This is a genomic window from Pontibacillus salipaludis (genome assembly GCF_014642405.1).
Taxonomy (GTDB): domain Bacteria; phylum Bacillota; class Bacilli; order Bacillales; family BH030062; genus Pontibacillus; species Pontibacillus salipaludis.
Genome location: NZ_BMIN01000016.1, coordinates 51,754 through 69,142, shown reverse-complemented (window position 1 = coordinate 69,142; position 17,389 = coordinate 51,754). Strand labels below are relative to the sequence as shown.

Sequence of the window (17,389 nt, the reverse complement as noted above, 5' to 3'; positions counted from 1 at the left end):
AAAAAATGAAAGGAACACGTCCTCAAATAGAATGATATTTCACCTAATTATGTATAAAAAAAGGGTGAAATCATTTGCGATTTCACCCTTTTTTATATGCAATCTATGCTGATTTTTGTTCGTTTACTTCTTCAGTTTCCACTTGATTCCCCATTAGTTTATCCACCACAATTGAGATCGCTCCGTCACCTGTTACATTTGTAGCTGTACCGAAGCTATCTTGTGTTAAATAAAGAGCAATCATTAGGGAAAGCATTGCATCATTGAACCCAAGCATGGATTGAAGGAGTCCAATTGCAGACATAACCGCTCCGCCTGGCACACCAGGTGCTGCAATCATTGTAAGGCCTAGTGCAAGGATGAATGGGAATACTTCAACAAAAGTAACTTCCATTCCATTCAAGAACATAACGGCCATGGCAGCACTTACGATTGTAATGGTACTACCAGAAAGATGAATGTTTGCACATAGCGGAACAACAAAATCTGCAATCTTATCTTTCACATTATTTTTTTTCGTTTGACGAAGCGTAACAGGAATCGTCGAAGCAGATGATTGTGTTCCAAGTGCTGTAAAATAAGCAGGAACCATATTTTTAATGGATGTAAAGATATTTTTCTTTGAAATTGCTGAAGCGGTTGTATATTGCAATGTAAGCATTACTAAATGTAAGACGATAATAATAGCAAATACCTTGATAAAAGTTGACATAATCGTTGCAACTTGACCACCGTAAGTCATGTTGGCAAATATGCCAAAAATGTGTATAGGTAATAAAGGAATAATAACGTACTGAATGACTTTTTCAATAATGCTTCTAAGGTCTTCAAATCCTTTTTGAAGTGCGTTCCCATTAATAGAAGCAAGACCAATCCCAATTACGAAAGCTAGAATCAACGCTGTCATAACACTCATAACAGGTGGCATTTCAACTTGGAAAAACCCTTCGAGTAGAAATTCTTCAGGATTTTCAAAGTTCCCGCCTAAGCTTCCCACAGTTAATATGTTAGGAAACACAGTACTTCCAACAACAAATGCTAATAGTCCAGCAAGTACCGTTGAACCATATGCAACACTTGCTGTTAAGCCTACAAGCTTACCTGCACCCTTTCCTAATTCACCTATTCCTGGTGCGATAAATGCTAAAATAATAAGCGGAATAATGAAGTTTAGAAAGTTCCCAAACAAGCCATTAAAAGTAGCGAACAGTTCAATTCCCCATTGAGGAAGTACTAACCCACTAATGATACCTAGTGCAATTCCGATTAAGAGTCGTGGTAATAATCCTATTTTCATGCTTTGTCCTCCTCAGGTGAACACGTGTTTTCTCTTGATGGATACAAGTATAGACCCTTGACTTCTATTTGTTAAGGAAAAAACATAAATTCGGAATATTCAGTTTATATAGCGGTTTCAATTCAAATGTATCATTTAACAAATCCCCTACATATATACAGCATGATTTCATGAAGCACCGCTAATACTATCCTTAATAACGTTTGTTAGGAGGAATCGTATGCTTTCATCACAAGAGCAACAAACGTTTCGTCACAAATTGATGAAACAAAAGGAAGAGCTAGAAGCTCACCTAGAACACAATGATCATTACGATCTTGAATCAGAAGCAGATCAAGAATCTGTTTCTGAACTATCCAATTATGATAACCACCCAGGAGATACGGCAACGTTTCTATATGAACGAGAGAAAGATATTGCGTTAAATGAGCACGCAGAACAAGAATTAAAAGATTTAAATCATGCCCTTGAAAGAATGGACAAGGGTGAATATGGTCAGTGTGAATCTTGCGGAAAAGACATTCCAAAGGACCGCCTTCAGGCCTTACCCACCACTACGTTTTGTATCGAACATAGTCCAAATCAACATGAGCATGAAGAACGTCCAGTAGAAGAAGAAATTCTTCAACCCGGCTTTAGAAGACACTCAGACGAAGCAGCGGGATCAAACTTTTATGACTCAGAAGACTCATGGCAAGATGTAGCACGTTATGGAACTTCAGAAACACCATCTGACTTCTCAGGCCAGGATATATCAGATTATGATGACACGTACATTAATTCAGATGAACCTGTAAGCTATGTTGAAGATTACGAAAACTTCACGGGCAATGATCTATACGGGAAAAACGTCACAGTTTACCCAAATGAGGCGCATGAAGAGTATGAAGAAGACTTGGATGAAGATGGTATGATGTCGATAATGGGTGATATTCCCTATCATGAAGGAGACAGTTACGTCGATGAGGACTAAAAAAGCCTTGCCATAGGGCAAGGCTTTTACTCTTTATTCTTAACCTGATCTTCTGTGTCATGGTCTGTATCTTCTAGTGGATCAATATCGATAGCAGGTGTGTTATTGTTCATGTAATACTGGGATAAATTCTCCCCTTCCATACCTCTATCCTCTTGGTCCTCACCGCTAAATGCCTTGCTCAACTTACTATTTGCAGTAAATGCTTCAGACATTTGGTGATCTTCATGTCGTTTCTTGTTAGTCATATGACTTTACCCTCCTGTTGTGTATTCCTTCTATTACACGTTTCCCAGGATGGGGCTATCTTAATCATTTAAATCTTAGGCTTTGTTAAAGTTTGTTGTTGTTAATCTTTAAAACAAGCTTGTTCAAGAACAGAGAAGGATTGTTGAAGACTCGAAGCTGAGAGAATGTTTCCGTTTGCGTTATTTGAGACTAAGGCGGTTGGGGAAATCACTCGCTTTCCGCGGCGAGCTGGGGAGCCTCCTCAGTCGCATTCGCTCCCTCCGGGGTCTCCCCTAGGCTCCTACTGCCTCAGGAGTCTCGCAATTTCCCCAACCACCTCTGCCATATATGGTGTAACGGAAACATGCCATATGAGGAAACCTCTCAACTCCCCCCCTTAAGATGTGGGGCCGTTAGGAAAACTATAGCAGGGGTGTCTGGGGAACGGGGGAGACTCCTGCGGGAGAAAGAGGTCGACGAGACCCCGCAGGGCCGGTTTCCCGAGGAGGCTCGACAGCTCGCCCGCGGAAAGCGAGTCGTTCCCCAGACACCCCAAACGCTCCACAAGCGTAACGGACCTTTATCTACATAAAAGTGTCTCAGCTTAGAGTCTTCCATATAAGGGGGCTTATATGGAACAAAATCAATATTAAGCGTTAACAAAGCCAAATCTTAAGGAGGTTTGTAATGGAGTTCGAACTACAAACTCATGAAGGAGCTTATCCAAACCAAGTTACAGTCGATCCTGATAATGGACGATATATGCTTCGTTCAGCGGATACCAGCGGAGAAATCTTTAATTCAGCTTACGAGCTTCTTAATTGGATTCAACAGAACTGGGACAAGGATGCATTTGTCCATCCTGAGAAGTATGATCAGATGATCGAAGCGATTCGGTCTAAAACTGATGAATGATATGTTCCGTAATGTAAAAACTAATGATTAGGAAGGGAGGAAAGATTGATGACAAAACGTAAAGTAACAAGAGATGCAGCCTTAAAGAACAATTCAACTCCTACTGAAAGCATGGCTAATGTAGAACTTACGGATGAGGCAAAAAGTCAAGAAGATATGCAGCGTGGAGCGAACCGTAATTCGAAGCATGGCATGCAAGGTGATCATAAAAAATAAGAGGAGTCTCTCCTCTTATTTTTTCGACTTCTTGCTTTCAATTCTCTCTGCTAAACTTCCAGCCTACCCTTTTATTTTTCATATCAGAAGTAATATAGTCAGATTGCAAGGTATATGATTTTCCTTCTATAACATAATATACTTGGCCTGTCCTTATCTGGCCAGGTTCTATAGTTTCGGACCAAATATCCTCATCTCCGACCTGTATAATCGAACTTTTCTTACTTACTTTAGTTAAGAGGTCAAATGTAGAAAACGCATCTTCTACAGAAATTGAAGAATCACCAGTATTTTCGATAATGAAAGTTGGTATAACAAAAAGACCTGATTGCGCTACTTCACCATTTATCTTTTCTGCAAACTCTACACTCTCTAACGTCATTTTATAATTCCCTATAGGTGTCTTAAAATGATGACTTTCCCCAATTGAATAATATACATCTTTATTAGTATCATTTTTAGAGAGTCCCTCTTTTGGATTTGAGTCACTTTCATCTGATGGATTTGCATCAATATCATCGCTACAGCCCGATGCTATAATTAAAAGAATTAAACTTGTTATCAAGACGTTTAGCACACCCCGCATTGCTGCAACTCCTCCTTTAACAAAAATATTATGTTAACTAGTTAATTTCACCATCTAAAAATTCCCAACCAATAGTTTTAGTACCTTGCATATCTGCAGTTACATACCTTGATTTAATTTCATACATTTCTCCTGGGTCCATATCATAATAGATTTTGCCGCTGACTGTTTCTCCAGGTTTGATTGCTTTATTCCACCACTTTTCCTGCTCGCCTATAACCGTTGATTGGTTTATCATGAATAACCGTGTTTTTATATCAATTGTGGAGAATATGGATTCAACTTTCACCGACTTATCCCCAGTATTCTCAATTGTGAACGTAGGAATTATAAATTCCCCATTCAAGGATTCTTGGCCATCCACTGCTTTTTTATCTTCTACACGATCAAGGGTCATCTTAAAATTACCTATCGTAGTTTTAAAATGATGGGTTTCTCCCACACTAAGTAGCCCCTCCCCTTCTTCAGTACTCGTCTTCGCAACATCGTCTGATGGTTCATTTGAATCATTTACAGATTGGTTATCACTACTACAGGCTGTTACCACAATAATTAAGATTAATGGTAATATTAGTTTTGATATTAGTTTCATCACAACATCCTCCGTATCCGTTAATAAACTCAAAACTTTTAATACAAGTTTCGATAAAACTATAACAAACTATTCTATATATTTCTTCAAAATTTATGTAAAAAAGTAAAATACTACTATTTATACATAAAATTAGCTAGCCCCAGCTAAGGGACTAGCTAATTTTACGATTTTGACTTTTTAGTCTTAAACACATCTCTGAAAAGCCATTCTCTGTCTACTTCTTCTGATACCGTTTTAAAGATAACTTTAACAACGGAGTAGAGCGGGATCGCAATAAGCATGCCAATGAACCCGTATAGAGCAGAAGCAACGATTAGAAGTAAAATGATTGTGATTGGATGGATATTCAAACGCTTCCCTAACACAAGAGGAGCCACCAAATTCCCTTCTAACTGTTGGACGATGATAAGCGTAATAATAACGTATAGAGCCATAGCTGGATCTTGCGTTAAAGCAACGATAACTGCTGGAATTACACCAATAATCGGACCGAAAAATGGAACAACAGCTGTTAGAGAAACAAATATACCTAATATTAGAGCGTAATCTAGCCCAAGAATGAGGTAACCAATATACATTAACACCCCGTCAACAAGTGCAACGATTACCTGACCTGTAATATATGCTGACACCGTTTCACTAATCCTTCTAAGAACATCTTTCCCTTTCGAATTATGACGATCTGGTATGAACTGAAGCATATAAGGAATGAATTTATGATCGTCTTTTAAGAAATAGAATAAGATAAACGGCACAATAACTAGAACAGTTGTAGCCCCTGTAATGGCTGATACAACCTGCATCACGTTATCACCTAATGATTGCAGGACCTCCGAGGCTCCACTACTTACCTTCTGTCTCAAGTTCTGTACAGAAACCATTCCCATGTCATTCTTCTCAATTGTTTTCTGAGCTTCTTCAGCTGACTTCTTTAATTGCTCTGGCAGTTTAGAGCTAATATTTTTCACTTGTTCTTGAATTGTACCCGCCAAAAAATAGATAGCCGCATAAATGATCGTAATAATGGAAAGAAACACAGTAAGTATGGCTGTTGTTTTATTCATAATTTTTGTTCTAGTTAATTTCGACACAATCGGCCTTAAAATATAAAATAAGAATCCCGCAATTAATATAGGATAAAAGAGCGTTTTAAGAATGGTTTTTATAGGACCAAAAAAACCTAATAACTCAAGGATATAAAGACCAATAAGTACAATGACAGTTCCAGTTGCATATTTAAAGAATGGATGTTTAAACCACATATAATTCCTCCTTCTGAGGGGCTTCAAACCCCAAATGTCGCAAAATTTGTAGAAATTTTTGTTGTTTAATTTTGTTTGAATGACGGTATAAACTACTAAATGATCAGATGCTTACATGCATAGTTGAATAGTTTCCCTTGCTTTTGTTTGTTTTCCAATCAAAAAGGAGGAGATTCAATATGAAAATCAAAGCAGCCAGCTGGAGAATGTTAACACCTCAAGATAAGTTATCGATCCTTAAAGCCATTAGCCAACGCCAAATTGTTGCTAAAAGTGCTTAGAACACTACTTAAAGCTTCGGTCTAACTTTTGTTTTACCTAAATAGCTTCTTTAAAAACCTAAAGATTCAAATCTGCATAAGTTTTTTTCTTCCATAAAAAAACAGGTGACTCTTATCACCTGTTACACATCAGAATAGGTTCGTAAATTGATAGGTCAGCCGGGCCATTTAAAAAAGTGATTCCATCAAGTTGACCTTTGCCATCCTACATTGCCTTTTCTATTGTCTAGTGTTAAATAAGAGGGCGTGACAGTTCTTAAAATAACGATATAAATCTTCTATTCCTTCCCCTAAACTTCCTGAAATAATAAAATTCACTTCAGCTAATCTTCTCATTAATACGAATTCAATTTCGAATATTCACGTAGTGCTAATCTTACAGAGATGCCCATTTCTCCTGAACCACGCCAGATACTACATCCTTATTGAGCGCGGAAATCACCAGAGCTTGTGCGAATTTCGATACGTTGATCTCCGCTCCCTTTTTGTCCTTTAACCTCATGTTCAGCTTTTCGTTCATAGTCGATTCCATCTAGATTGACTCGTTCATCACCTGAACTTGATTCATAATCAATGATAAAGGAGTCAGGTACTTGCGCAAACTGGAGGTAAACATCACCGCTAGACGTTTTGATCTCCAAGTCACCAGTTAGCATTAATTCACTAAAATCAATTGTACCTGATGATGAATCACCAATTATTTGTGCCACTTCCATCGTTTCTCCAACTACATCCCCACTGCTCGTATCAGTTAGGAAGCGATTCGCATAGACCTCTTTTAAACGAATAGTTCCACTAGATGAACGAGTGTTAATTTCTTCAGAGATCTTGATCTTGGCTAGTTCCATGTCACCTGAACTAGTCTTTATGCTTACAGTATTGGAATGTTGATCATTCACCCTAATATCACCCGAAGAAGATGAAAGAGTTAATCCTTCATAAAGCTTTTTGGGAAGACGTACTGTAAGCTTTAAGTCTTTCTGAATGAACCCAAATTGAAAACCTAGAATATCCTTTTGGCGAAGCTTTACAGAAAGTTCATCCCCCTTTTTTGTAGTGTTCAACTCATAATCCTCCCATACACCTTTACTCGCTTTACCGCCCCATTGTACGTAAATCGTATCGTCCTGACTTTGTACAATGTCAATGTCCGCGGATGAAGTATCAACACTAAGGTACTTGATTGAAGATCCCTTTACTTTCTTTTCTTCAAATACATCAACGATCTCCTGACTGAAGGCCCCGGTAACTTGAAGCGATACAAGAGTACCTAAGATACCAATAATAAAAACTAAACTTACCCATTTTATAAAAACCTTCATGCCGCATTCTCTCCCTTTACAATTCTTATATTAAAACGGATATAAGAAAGTGTTAGCTTATAAAGCCATTTTCCAACTATAAATAATCCGGAACTCATCAATAAACCACCACTACCTAGTGTTATAGAAATGAATAAGTTAACGAAGAATGGCTCAACAGTTCCCAAGAACATACTGCCGATGAAAAGGAAAGGTGTTATTGCCAGGCCGATGGCCATAGAACACAACCCTATATAAAGACCAATTACACCTATTGCAGGACCGAGGACTAGAATTAAATTTAAAAAGCTCACGCTCATGGTAGCGAATATAGCTTGTAAAATATGTTTAACGGACTTCTCAGATTGTGCTCGTTCAAGCCTGTACTGAGCTAATAAATCTTTGCCAATTCTCCTAGGGTCACCCAACTGATTCGCAAGCTCCTCTTCTGAATGACCTTTCATAATCCCAGTGTCAAAATGTTCTTCATAATCATATAGAAGCTCTTTTCGAACATCTTCAGGAAGTTTCCTCAATTGTACTTCCAACTTGTTCATAAACTGATCTTTATTCAATTTTATTCTCCTCCTCAATCAATTCTGTCACAGCACTAGTGAACATGTTCCAATCTTGGATGAGTGTCTCTTTGTAGGCTTTTCCTTTAGGCGTAATGGAGTAATATTTTCTAGATGGCCCTTCAGTAGATGCGGCAAAGTACGTAGTTAAATACTCTTCTTTGGTGAGGCGTCGTAGCAAGGGATAAAGAGTACCTTCTGCAATTTGAATCTTAGTAGAAACATTTTGAGCAAGCTCGTAGCCATATTGGTCTTTAGACGCAATCATAACGAGCACACATAACTCTAGTGCTCCTTTCTTAAATTGAACATTCACTTATCCACCTCCTATTCAACATTGTTCAGTACTAAATAATATTCATTAGTCAGGAAAAAGTTTCCTCTAAATTAATGTCATCTTACCTTATGGTACTGAATAATGCAAGGTAGTGAGAAAAAGATGTTCAATGCTTCAATCATTCAGTACACTATATGAATAAGGAGGTCTATACTATGAGCGTACCCCCTACTATCTTTGGACAAATCATTGATGAAGAAACACGGTGTGTGCACTATCACACAATTAAAGACGTTATTGCGATTAAATTTTATTGCTGCCATACATACTATCCTTGTTATAAATGTCATGAAGAAGCTTGTGAACATCCTATTCGTCGCTGGCCTAAGAAAAAGTTCCAAGAAGCAGCTATACTCTGTGGCCATTGTCAGTCACAATTCTCAATCAATACGTATTTAAAAGCCCCTTTCACCTGCCCCAACTGTAATCATGCATGGAATGAAGGGTGCGCCCTGCACTACCATATTTACTTTGAAGCATAGAACTTCCCCTATAGAGATACACTAAAGGTCGTAAAGGAGGCGTTACGATGTCGAATAAGAATAAGCAAGGAAAAAAACAAGGTAGCCAAAAAGGAAAACCTTATAATGACGCACTTGGTGCCCAAGATAATGTAATGTCAAAAGAAGAAATGAAAAAAGCCACACACCCAACCCAAACCACGATCGATGAAGACTGATTATACGATCCCCTCAAAAAGACATTGTGCAAAGCAATGTCTTTTTAATGTTTGGTATGGGCTTTATACCATATAAGGGGCCGCCAACGCTTATGAGTGCTTGGGCTTGCTCGGGGACAACTCGCTTTCCTGCGGGGAGCTGGAAAGAATTCAGCGAATTCACAGAATAGATAGAATTCTACTGAATAGGGCATTTGGATTGGATGATGCGAACTGAATCGTTTATGATAAAAATATGAAAATGAAACAGACTATCTATCAAACCTTACTACATTGGCTTGCACGAATTACGGCTGCAGACCCTGGTCTGACCCGCCTACTCAATGCAACAAAGGCCACGCTAAGTGTGATCTCCTCTGTACTCACTACAAATCTTCTATTAGATTGGCTCGATTACAGTTTAATTACCGTACCGATCTTCTCTGGAATTGTAGGACTCTTAGGTGTCTTTGCTGTATTTGACGACACGAGTCAAAAGCAAAAGGTCACAACGCTACTCCTTGCTCTATCAAGTGGAATAACACTTACCATTGGAGCCTGGACCTCTTCTTATTTCCACCTATCAGATGTAGCAATATTGAGCGTTGTATTCTTAGCTTTTTATCTTTCTCGTTACGGCTCCCGTTACTTCTCATTAAATATGATCGGCTTTATCTCGATTTACTTTTCAACAATCTTAGGTGTTCAATTTAACGATTTACCGATTTATTTTATCGGTATAGCCATAGGAGTCTTTTATGCATATTTCTATAAGTTTGTTTTATTAAAGAATAAACCAGAAAATGTACTAAAAAGAAGTATGACTTCCTTTCACATACAAACAAACCTGATCCTCTCTAGAGTCATTCATATTATTCAACACCCTTATGAGGATGAAAGTCAGCTACGCTACTTAAACCGCAACGTTTTAAAGTTGAATGAATATGCTCGAAATATTGCAGCACAACTTGGGGATGTGGACCCTTATGATGTATGGGAAGGAATAACAGCAAATCAACTTCGTCTGTATGTATTTGATGTGCAAATGTTAATGGAAACGTTAACCCCTACAATTAAGCAGCTTAAGGAACAAGAAGCACTTAGTCATAACGACGTGCAAAAGGCCCTTGTTCAACTCATTCAATCAACAAGAGACGTTAAGGTATTACGCCATCATAATGTAGTAGACCAGCTCCTAGAAGCTGAAAAGAGCGTACAGCAACTTCGAGCAGTTGCTCAAGAAATTAACCAACAAGAGTATGATGAGTGGTTATTCCTATTACGCCGACTGAATACGATGGCGAACCATGTTATAGAAGGTGCATTTGAGCTTCATGAAGTTCGTCACAAGAATATAGAACGGACAAATAAAGAAGAAGCACCCGATGAACCCTCTCAAGAAGAAGAACAAGAAGGACTTGAACCTACGACCAAAAAAGCACTCCAGGCTCTCCTAGCAGGGGCACTTTCGATTGCGCTTGGTTATTTATTAACCCCTACACACCAGTACTGGATATTACTTTCAGCATTTATTGTATTCATGGGAACAGATACAGTAGGACGCACCTTTATTAAAGCGAATGAACGTACGATTGGTACCATTGCTGGCGCGATTGTTGGATTTGGAGTTTCCTTAGTGTTAACCGGTCAAAGTACATGGCAGGTTGCGTTTATATTTTTGTGCATATTCATGGCCTTTTACTTGTTTAACGTCTCCTATTCTTTAGCCATGTTCTGGATTACTATGATTATCGCTATGCTATACGACCTTTTATTAGGTGGCATTACGTATCACCTATTACTAGCACGTGTCTTAGATACGTTCCTTGGGGCCTATATTGGATTCTTCTCAGCTGCATTAGTACTTCCGAACAAAACGAGAGAAAAAGTAACGGATACGACTCTTTCATTTTTAGATTCCTTGTCTAAATACATTGAGACTTATTTAATGGGCCTAAAAGGGAAGAACACAACCGAAAACTTGACTGAAATAGCTTTTGACCTTGATCAGTCTTTGCATCAATTCAAAATTGATTCAGAATCTATCCGAAAACGTCCCGCACGATTCTCAAGGTCTGATATTGAAAGATGGTTGACCATCCTTGTAGCGACGAATTACTATGCCAAACACTTAAATGCCACGAGAGGGCATGAACCTAACATTGATTCTGATTTAAAAGAAACAATCGATCACATCCAAGCTCATGTCAATCATAATATCGCAGCTATTAGTGAAATGTTACGTACGAAACGACATCAAACGATCTATGATTTAGAACACGATCGTGAGCGCATCGAACGTTATCCTGATCAGGACAACGATCTATCAAAACGTATCTTCGTATACAAACTTTACTACATTTGGCGCATCAACCAGTCCCTTGTACTACTTGCACAGGATATGGGCGCTCCAATATCAAGACCGCCTGAATAAATGTAAATAGTAGAACTTTTCTGTTTACATGAACAATTTAACGTGCTAAACTTCTAAAAAATAAGGAAAAGTAATGATGAAGACCAACATAAATTTGTGACCCTCAGAGAGTCGATGGTAGGTGAGAATCGACGGCACAGTTTATGGGTAGCCCTTCTAAACTAGTGTCCGAAATATAAAGTAGGCACACTCGGCGTCAACCGTTATCAGACTGGTAATTTTACCAAATGAGAGGACGACGCTTGTCGTTTATTAAAGGGTGGTACCGCGTTAATGACAACGCCCCTTGCTAGCAATACGTTAGCAAGGGGCGTTTTTTATTTTACCTTAAATACACAGGAGGGATTTTCAAATGCTACAAGATCAAACATTTCTTCGAGCTCCAGGACCAACACCGATTCCAGACCGCGTGAAACACGCGATGAACCAACCTATGATTGGACACCGCTCTCCTTCATTCGCAAAGCTATTCGCGGATACGAGCGAACGTCTAAAGCCTATTTTCGGAACATCTCAACCTGTCTATACACTGACGGCAAGCGGAACAGCAGCACTAGAAGCTGCTGTTACGAACACTGTCGCCCAAGGTGAGAAGGTAATCGTTGTTGTTGCAGGAGCATTTGGAGACCGCTTCGCAAACGTGTGTGAACATAATGGTTACAACACTCATCGATTAGAAATTGAATGGGGTCGCTCTGTTACATCTGAAGAACTTAAGAGAACCCTTCAGGAACATCAGGATGCAAAAGCAGTTCTGTTAACTTATAACGAGACATCAACTGGTGTTATACACCCTATTCAACAGCTTTCTGAAACAGTTCACCAATACAGTGATGCCCTTGTTTTAGTAGATGGAGTTAGCTGTATAGGAGGAGTACCAGGCAACATGGATCAATGGAACTTGGATGTGCTTGTTACTGGCTCCCAAAAAGCAATGATGCTACCACCAGGGTTATCATTTGTTGCATTAAGTAAAAAAGCTGAAGCCAAGCTTGAAGAAGGGAATCCATCTTTCTATTTAAATATAAAAGCTTATCAAAAGCAGCTTGAGAACAGTATGACTCCTTATACCCCTGCTGTCTCTTTAATCCATGGACTTCAGGAAGTAAGTAAAATGATGGAGGAAGAAACGCTTGACCATGTCTTCCACCGCCATCAAGTTATGAAAGAAATGACACGGGAAGGTATTAAAGCGCTTGGGTTACCGCTTCTGACAAACGAAGAGGATGCCTCCCCTACCGTGACATCTGTTAAAGAAACAGAACAATTTAAACCAGATGAACTTCGGAGCTTTCTCTCTAAACAATTCGGATTAACGTTAGCTGGCGGCCAGAAAGAATTAAAAGGGAAAATATTCAGAATCGGTCATATGGGATACTGCTCTCCAGCGGATGTCCTAACTACGCTATCTATGATTGAAATTGGCTTGCAACAACTTGGTGTAGATATTGAGCTAGGTGCAGGCGTTAAAGCAGCCCAGGAGGTGTATGTTAAACATGTTTAAAGTATTAGTAAGTGATCCAATTAGTGAAGATGGAATCAGAGCGCTTCTAGATTCTGACCAAGTTCAAGTAGACCAAAAAACTGATCTTTCGCCTGAGGCGTTAAAGGAAACGATTCCAGAATATGATGGTCTGATTGTACGCTCTCAAACAAAGGTGACAAAAGAGATTCTAGAATGTGCGACAAAGTTAAAAGTCATTGGTCGTGCTGGCGTTGGTGTTGACACCATTGACCTTGAAGCTGCTACCGAACACGGAGTGATAGTAGTCAACGCACCGAACGGAAATACAATTTCCACTTGTGAACACACTTTCGCTATGCTTATGGCATCGGCAAGAAACATCCCTCAAGCCCATAAAACATTAACAGAGGGTAATTGGGATAGAAAAACGTATAAAGGCGTTGAGCTTAAAGGAAAGACGCTTGGTATAGTCGGTATGGGAAGAATCGGAACAGAAGTATCCAAACGGGCAAAAGCTTTTCAGATGAATGTAATTGGCTACGATCCCTTCTTAACAGAAGAACGGGCCTCTCAAATTGGCATTCAAAAAGGTGATCTGGATAAAATTTATGAAAATGCAGATTTCATCACTGTCCACACGCCGCTCATTAAAGAAACTCATCACTTAATTAACAAGAGCGCATTCCAAAAAATGAAAAAAGGCGTCCGTATTGTAAACTGCGCACGCGGAGGAATCATCGATGAGACCGCTCTCCTTGAAGCCATTGATGAAGGAATAGTGGCAAGAGCTGCTCTGGATGTATTTGAAGAAGAACCACCAACAGATAACCCGCTCGTCGGCAAGCCAGAAGTCATTGTTACCCCGCACTTGGGGGCGTCCACCTCTGAAGCACAACTGTATGTTGCAGAAGATGTAAGTCAAGAAATCTTAAATATTCTTTCCGATCAACCGTTCCAAAACGCTGTTAATATGCCAGCTGTTAACGACGAAACAAGAAAGATTCTTGAGCCTTACTACTTATTAAGTGAGAAACTTGGAGAAATGATGATTCAACTCGCGAAACAACCTCCAAGACACATCAAGATCAGCTACGCAGGCACATTGACTGATTTTAATACTGAGCTTGTGACCCGCACCTTTGTAAAAGGGTTGCTTAGCCATTATCTAGGAGAAAAGGTGAATATAGTTAACGCAACTCACCTCGCCAAGCAATATGGTTTGAGCTACTCTGTCGAGAATACAACAGCTAGTCTAGGCTATTCTGGTCTAATCAGTGTAACTTTAACAACTGATGAGGGAGAATACAGCGCAGCCGGAACTTTATTTGATGGTTTAGGGCCACGTATTGTTCACGTGAATCAGTATACAATCGACATCGCACCAACAGATCGTCTCCTCTACATTCAACATACAGACGTTCCTGGAATCATAGGGCATGTTGGTAGCTTACTAGGCAAACATGAGATCAACATCGCAACCATGCAAGTTGGTCGTAAACAAGTTGGTGGTCAAGCGATTATGATGTTAACGATCGATAAAGCTCTCTCTGAGGAAGTATTAGGAGAACTGCTTCAAGTTGACCATATTCACTCTGCAAAAAATATAGATTTATAAAAATAATCGAGGCGGCCCTGCTTATATAAAAGCAGGGCCGTTTTGTTTGTTTTGTTGGGAATGCGGGGCTTTTCTGGCTGTGCGAATTCCTTTTTCAGCCGTGCTTCAACTCTTTCTGGCCGTGCGAATTCCTTTTTCAGCCGTGCTTCAACTCTTTCTGGCCGTGCGAATTCCTTTTTCCGCCGTGCTCCTACTCTTTCCGGCCGTGCGTCTCCCTTTTTCGGACGTGCTCCTACTCTTTCTAGACGTGCATCTCCCTTTTTCAGCCGTGCTCCTACTCTTTCTGGCCGTGCATCTCCCTTTTCCGGCCGTGCTCCTACTCTTTCCGGCCGTTCGTCTTCCTTTTTCCGCCGTGCTCCTACTCTTTCTGGCCGTGCATCTCCCTTTTTCAGCCGTGCTCCTACTCTTTCTGGCCGTGCATCTCCCTTTTTCGGCCGTGCTCCTACTCTTTCTAGACGTGCGACTTCCACCTTCAACCGTGATCAGCCTATTACTAGCCACAATAATGTTATTTAAAGCATGTAAGCCTCAATAAACATCTTCTTTCCCATAGAATCAAACGCAATAATGGAACTCCAAAGCTGTGTTTGTTAAAATCAACAAAGAGTATACGTGTAAGGGGGACATTAAATTGAATATTATGTCAATTGAACCGACACCAAGCCCCAATTCAATGAAGATCAACTTGAATGAACAATTAGCCGACGGAGAATCACGAAATTTTAAGAGAACCGATGATCTATCAGATGCGCCAGATTACATTCAACAACTTTTCGCAATTGAAGGGGTTAAAAATCTGTATCATGTTTCAGACTTTATTGCACTAGATCGAAATCCTAAGCACGCCTGGGAAAACATTCTACCTGCAGTGCGTTCTGTATTTGGCTCAGTCGCACAACCAGCTATGGAAGAGACTAATGAAGAAACACCAAATGCAGAAGCTTTTGGAGAAGTAAACGTTTATGTACAAATGTTTCGAGGAATTCCGATGCAAATTAAGCTTCAAGAAGGCGATAATGAGCAACGGGTAGGACTTCCAGAAAGATTTATGAACGCAGCCATGAAAGCATCACCTGCCTCACCTAATATGGTCATGGAAAGAAAATGGGTAGAACAAAATCCTCGGTACGGCGACGCTGAAGAAGTTGGCCAAGATGTTGCCGAAGAACTTTCAGCAAGCTACGACGAGGAACGTCTAACGTCATTAGTAGAACATGCTTTTGAAGATGGCGCGGGTGATATTCAAACAGGACAAGAAGAGACAAAACAAGTAACACTTGAAACGTTAGATGAAACAGATTGGAAAGTGCGCTATGCTGCACTCGATCGTATGAATCCAACGTATAATGATCTCCCTGTATTAGATAAAGCGCTAGAAGATGAGAAGGCTTCCATCCGCCGCCTGGCAACCGCATATTTGGGGATGATTGAAGAACCTGAAGTACTTCCCTATCTATATAAAGCATTAAAAGATAAATCAGTAACTGTACGCCGTACAGCCGGAGATTGTTTATCTGATCTAGGATTCAAGGAAGCCATGCCTGAAATGATTGCATCATTATCGGATCAAAATAAACTTGTACGATGGCGAGCGGCTATGTTTTTATACGAACTAGGTGATGAATCAGCAATTCCCGCTTTACAAGAAGCGATTCAAGATTCAGAATTTGAAGTACGCATGCAGGCTAAAATGGCACTTCGACGCATTGAAGGCGGAGAAGAAGCAAAAGGCTCTGTATGGCATCAAATGACACAGGCAAGAAAAGAACAGTAAGATCTTAAGGAGGAATAAAAAAATGAACCCATATGAAGAATATATGAAACAAGTAGCTCAACCAATGCGCGACGAACTAACAGGCGCGGGCTTCACAGAACTGACAACACCTGAAGAGGTAGACGCCTTCGTTAGTGAAATGGAAGGAACTGCTCTTGTGGTTATCAATTCCGTATGTGGCTGTGCAGCTGGCTTGGCACGACCTTCCGCGAAAGAATCTCTTACCCATACAAAACGCCCGGACCATATTGTGACTGTTTTTGCCGGACAAGACCGAGAAGCGACAAATCGAATGAGAGAATATTTAGAGGGTTTCGAACCATCCTCCCCTTCTATGGCTGTAATGAAAAAAGGCCAAGTTGTTCACTTTATTCCTCGTGAAGAAATTGAGGATCATGAAGTTGAAGAGATTGTAGCAAACTTGACCAACGCATACGACCAATTTTGTTAATAAAAAAAAAGAGGGTGCATCTATTGAGATGCACCCTCTTTCTTTTGCTGACGGTTTTCAACAAGCCTTAACTTCTTCGGTAAGTTGAATTTCTCCCTATTCCCCTTCAACATAAGGATTAAATATGCCGTAAAACTAGAAATACTAAGAGCAAACATTATGCGGACGGTGTAGTATAAACCTTTTGCAGGCTTGTCTAGTTCTATAATTTGCGACGCAAAAAGGCTAGTTAGTGCTGCTATAGCTCCGCACAATAGCGTTAGGCATAAGAGAGTAACAGACGGCCACCACCAACGTTCATTTACAAACAACTCTCGCATACCGAACGCCGAACTTACCATAACCACGATAAAGCTCGCCAATGTCCATAAGAATAACTCTAGCATAGAATCCCCTCCACTATTATCCTATGAACACCTTCTAATC

At 39.9% G+C, this 17,389-nt stretch carries 20 protein-coding genes and 1 other annotated feature; of the genes, 10 read left to right on the top strand and 10 right to left on the bottom strand.

The annotated features are described in order from the left end of the window. Positions 1-103: 103 nt before the first annotated feature. Positions 104-1,297, bottom strand: a complete 1,194-nt coding sequence (locus tag IEW76_RS15780; RefSeq protein ID WP_188655398.1) for a dicarboxylate/amino acid:cation symporter — start codon at positions 1,295-1,297, stop codon at positions 104-106. A 220-nt stretch (positions 1,298-1,517) separates the two neighbouring features. Here IEW76_RS15780 and IEW76_RS15775 point away from each other — a divergent pair, with 220 nt between their 5' ends. Next, positions 1,518-2,270: a TraR/DksA C4-type zinc finger protein gene (locus tag IEW76_RS15775; RefSeq protein WP_188655397.1), complete on the top strand. Its 753-nt coding sequence runs from the start codon at positions 1,518-1,520 to the stop codon at positions 2,268-2,270. 26 nt (positions 2,271-2,296) lie between these two features. Here IEW76_RS15775 and IEW76_RS15770 read toward each other — a convergent pair whose 3' ends face one another. Next, positions 2,297-2,518: a hypothetical protein gene (locus IEW76_RS15770; protein WP_188655396.1), complete on the bottom strand. Its 222-nt coding sequence runs from the start codon at positions 2,516-2,518 to the stop codon at positions 2,297-2,299. A gap of 667 nt (positions 2,519-3,185) precedes the next feature. Between IEW76_RS15770 and IEW76_RS15765 the strand changes: the two genes are divergently transcribed. Together IEW76_RS15765 and ykzP are read left to right on the top strand one after the other, a co-directional pair. Continuing rightward, positions 3,186-3,413 carry a hypothetical protein gene (locus tag IEW76_RS15765; protein WP_188655395.1) on the top strand — a complete coding sequence of 76 codons (228 nt, stop codon included), beginning with the start codon at positions 3,186-3,188 and terminating at the stop codon, positions 3,411-3,413. 48 nt (positions 3,414-3,461) lie between these two features. After that, a complete protein-coding gene (ykzP, locus tag IEW76_RS15760; protein ID WP_188655394.1) occupies positions 3,462-3,629 on the top strand; it encodes a protein YkzP in 168 nt (55 codons plus the stop codon). A 37-nt stretch (positions 3,630-3,666) separates the two neighbouring features. Here ykzP and IEW76_RS15755 read toward each other — a convergent pair whose 3' ends face one another. The 6 genes from IEW76_RS15755 to IEW76_RS15730 form a co-directional block, all read right to left on the bottom strand. Beyond that, positions 3,667-4,215, bottom strand: a complete 549-nt coding sequence (locus tag IEW76_RS15755; RefSeq protein ID WP_188655393.1) for a DUF4352 domain-containing protein — start codon at positions 4,213-4,215, stop codon at positions 3,667-3,669. Between the two features lie 37 nt (positions 4,216-4,252). Further along, positions 4,253-4,807 (bottom strand): DUF4352 domain-containing protein, encoded by a 555-nt coding sequence (locus IEW76_RS15750; protein WP_188655392.1) that lies wholly within the window; start codon positions 4,805-4,807, stop codon positions 4,253-4,255. Between the two features lie 164 nt (positions 4,808-4,971). Beyond that, complete coding sequence (locus IEW76_RS15745) at positions 4,972-6,072, bottom strand: AI-2E family transporter (RefSeq protein WP_188655391.1); 1,101 nt, start codon at positions 6,070-6,072, stop codon at positions 4,972-4,974. A gap of 703 nt (positions 6,073-6,775) precedes the next feature. Beyond that, positions 6,776-7,675 (bottom strand): DUF4097 family beta strand repeat-containing protein, encoded by a 900-nt coding sequence (locus tag IEW76_RS15740; RefSeq protein WP_188655390.1) that lies wholly within the window; start codon positions 7,673-7,675, stop codon positions 6,776-6,778. Then, the gene (locus tag IEW76_RS15735) at positions 7,672-8,229 is read right to left on the bottom strand and encodes an HAAS signaling domain-containing protein (protein WP_188655389.1); all 558 of its coding nucleotides are present in this window, start codon (positions 8,227-8,229) and stop codon (positions 7,672-7,674) included. The genes IEW76_RS15740 and IEW76_RS15735 overlap by 4 nt, the downstream gene beginning before the upstream one ends. Continuing rightward, positions 8,222-8,545 carry a PadR family transcriptional regulator gene (locus IEW76_RS15730; protein WP_188655388.1) on the bottom strand — a complete coding sequence of 108 codons (324 nt, stop codon included), beginning with the start codon at positions 8,543-8,545 and terminating at the stop codon, positions 8,222-8,224. The genes IEW76_RS15735 and IEW76_RS15730 overlap by 8 nt, the downstream gene beginning before the upstream one ends. Positions 8,546-8,721: 176 nt before the next feature. Between IEW76_RS15730 and IEW76_RS15725 the strand changes: the two genes are divergently transcribed. From IEW76_RS15725 to serA, 5 genes are all read left to right on the top strand, one after another. After that, positions 8,722-9,048: a CHY zinc finger protein gene (locus tag IEW76_RS15725; RefSeq protein ID WP_188655387.1), complete on the top strand. Its 327-nt coding sequence runs from the start codon at positions 8,722-8,724 to the stop codon at positions 9,046-9,048. 47 nt (positions 9,049-9,095) lie between these two features. Further along, positions 9,096-9,245: a hypothetical protein gene (locus IEW76_RS15720; protein ID WP_188655386.1), complete on the top strand. Its 150-nt coding sequence runs from the start codon at positions 9,096-9,098 to the stop codon at positions 9,243-9,245. A 235-nt stretch (positions 9,246-9,480) separates the two neighbouring features. Next, positions 9,481-11,658 (top strand): FUSC family protein, encoded by a 2,178-nt coding sequence (locus IEW76_RS15715; protein ID WP_188655385.1) that lies wholly within the window; start codon positions 9,481-9,483, stop codon positions 11,656-11,658. 64 nt (positions 11,659-11,722) lie between these two features. After that, positions 11,723-11,948 (top strand) — a binding site (T-box leader). A gap of 62 nt (positions 11,949-12,010) precedes the next feature. Further along, complete coding sequence (locus IEW76_RS15710) at positions 12,011-13,162, top strand: pyridoxal-phosphate-dependent aminotransferase family protein (RefSeq protein WP_188655384.1); 1,152 nt, start codon at positions 12,011-12,013, stop codon at positions 13,160-13,162. Then, entirely contained in the window at positions 13,155-14,738 is a 1,584-nt protein-coding gene (serA, locus tag IEW76_RS15705) for a phosphoglycerate dehydrogenase (RefSeq protein ID WP_188655383.1), read from the top strand. Before IEW76_RS15710 ends, serA begins: the two co-directional genes overlap by 8 nt. Here the strand turns inward: serA and IEW76_RS15700 are convergent. Further along, a complete protein-coding gene (locus tag IEW76_RS15700) occupies positions 14,711-15,214 on the bottom strand; it encodes a hypothetical protein (protein ID WP_188655382.1) in 504 nt (167 codons plus the stop codon). The two genes, serA and IEW76_RS15700, sit on opposite strands and share 28 nt — an antisense overlap. 155 nt (positions 15,215-15,369) lie before the next feature. Here IEW76_RS15700 and IEW76_RS15695 point away from each other — a divergent pair, with 155 nt between their 5' ends. After that, positions 15,370-16,512 carry a conserved virulence factor C family protein gene (locus IEW76_RS15695; protein ID WP_188655381.1) on the top strand — a complete coding sequence of 381 codons (1,143 nt, stop codon included), beginning with the start codon at positions 15,370-15,372 and terminating at the stop codon, positions 16,510-16,512. A gap of 22 nt (positions 16,513-16,534) precedes the next feature. Further along, a complete protein-coding gene (locus tag IEW76_RS15690; RefSeq protein WP_188655380.1) occupies positions 16,535-16,963 on the top strand; it encodes a BrxA/BrxB family bacilliredoxin in 429 nt (142 codons plus the stop codon). 20 nt (positions 16,964-16,983) lie between these two features. Here the strand turns inward: IEW76_RS15690 and IEW76_RS15685 are convergent, their stop codons facing one another. Further along, the gene (locus IEW76_RS15685) at positions 16,984-17,349 is read right to left on the bottom strand and encodes a hypothetical protein (RefSeq protein WP_188655379.1); all 366 of its coding nucleotides are present in this window, start codon (positions 17,347-17,349) and stop codon (positions 16,984-16,986) included. Positions 17,350-17,389: the final 40 nt, after the last annotated feature.

What these genes read in the sequence shown, in the direction of transcription:
- IEW76_RS15685 (WP_188655379.1), bottom strand. Translation starts at nt 17,349, where the DNA reads ATGCTAGAGTTATTCTTATGGACATTGGCGAGCTTTATCGTGGTTATG.
- IEW76_RS15765 (WP_188655395.1), top strand. Translation starts at nt 3,186, where the DNA reads ATGGAGTTCGAACTACAAACTCATGAAGGAGCTTATCCAAACCAAGTT.
- IEW76_RS15780 (WP_188655398.1), bottom strand. Translation starts at nt 1,297, where the DNA reads ATGAAAATAGGATTATTACCACGACTCTTAATCGGAATTGCACTAGGT.
- IEW76_RS15775 (WP_188655397.1), top strand. Translation starts at nt 1,518, where the DNA reads ATGCTTTCATCACAAGAGCAACAAACGTTTCGTCACAAATTGATGAAA.
- IEW76_RS15720 (WP_188655386.1), top strand. Translation starts at nt 9,096, where the DNA reads ATGTCGAATAAGAATAAGCAAGGAAAAAAACAAGGTAGCCAAAAAGGA.
- IEW76_RS15750 (WP_188655392.1), bottom strand. Translation starts at nt 4,807, where the DNA reads ATGAAACTAATATCAAAACTAATATTACCATTAATCTTAATTATTGTG.
- serA (WP_188655383.1), top strand. Translation starts at nt 13,155, where the DNA reads ATGTTTAAAGTATTAGTAAGTGATCCAATTAGTGAAGATGGAATCAGA.
- IEW76_RS15770 (WP_188655396.1), bottom strand. Translation starts at nt 2,518, where the DNA reads ATGACTAACAAGAAACGACATGAAGATCACCAAATGTCTGAAGCATTT.
- IEW76_RS15755 (WP_188655393.1), bottom strand. Translation starts at nt 4,215, where the DNA reads ATGCGGGGTGTGCTAAACGTCTTGATAACAAGTTTAATTCTTTTAATT.
- IEW76_RS15690 (WP_188655380.1), top strand. Translation starts at nt 16,535, where the DNA reads ATGAACCCATATGAAGAATATATGAAACAAGTAGCTCAACCAATGCGC.
- IEW76_RS15715 (WP_188655385.1), top strand. Translation starts at nt 9,481, where the DNA reads ATGAAAATGAAACAGACTATCTATCAAACCTTACTACATTGGCTTGCA.
- ykzP (WP_188655394.1), top strand. Translation starts at nt 3,462, where the DNA reads ATGACAAAACGTAAAGTAACAAGAGATGCAGCCTTAAAGAACAATTCA.
- IEW76_RS15725 (WP_188655387.1), top strand. Translation starts at nt 8,722, where the DNA reads ATGAGCGTACCCCCTACTATCTTTGGACAAATCATTGATGAAGAAACA.
- IEW76_RS15740 (WP_188655390.1), bottom strand. Translation starts at nt 7,675, where the DNA reads ATGAAGGTTTTTATAAAATGGGTAAGTTTAGTTTTTATTATTGGTATC.
- IEW76_RS15745 (WP_188655391.1), bottom strand. Translation starts at nt 6,072, where the DNA reads ATGTGGTTTAAACATCCATTCTTTAAATATGCAACTGGAACTGTCATT.
- IEW76_RS15710 (WP_188655384.1), top strand. Translation starts at nt 12,011, where the DNA reads ATGCTACAAGATCAAACATTTCTTCGAGCTCCAGGACCAACACCGATT.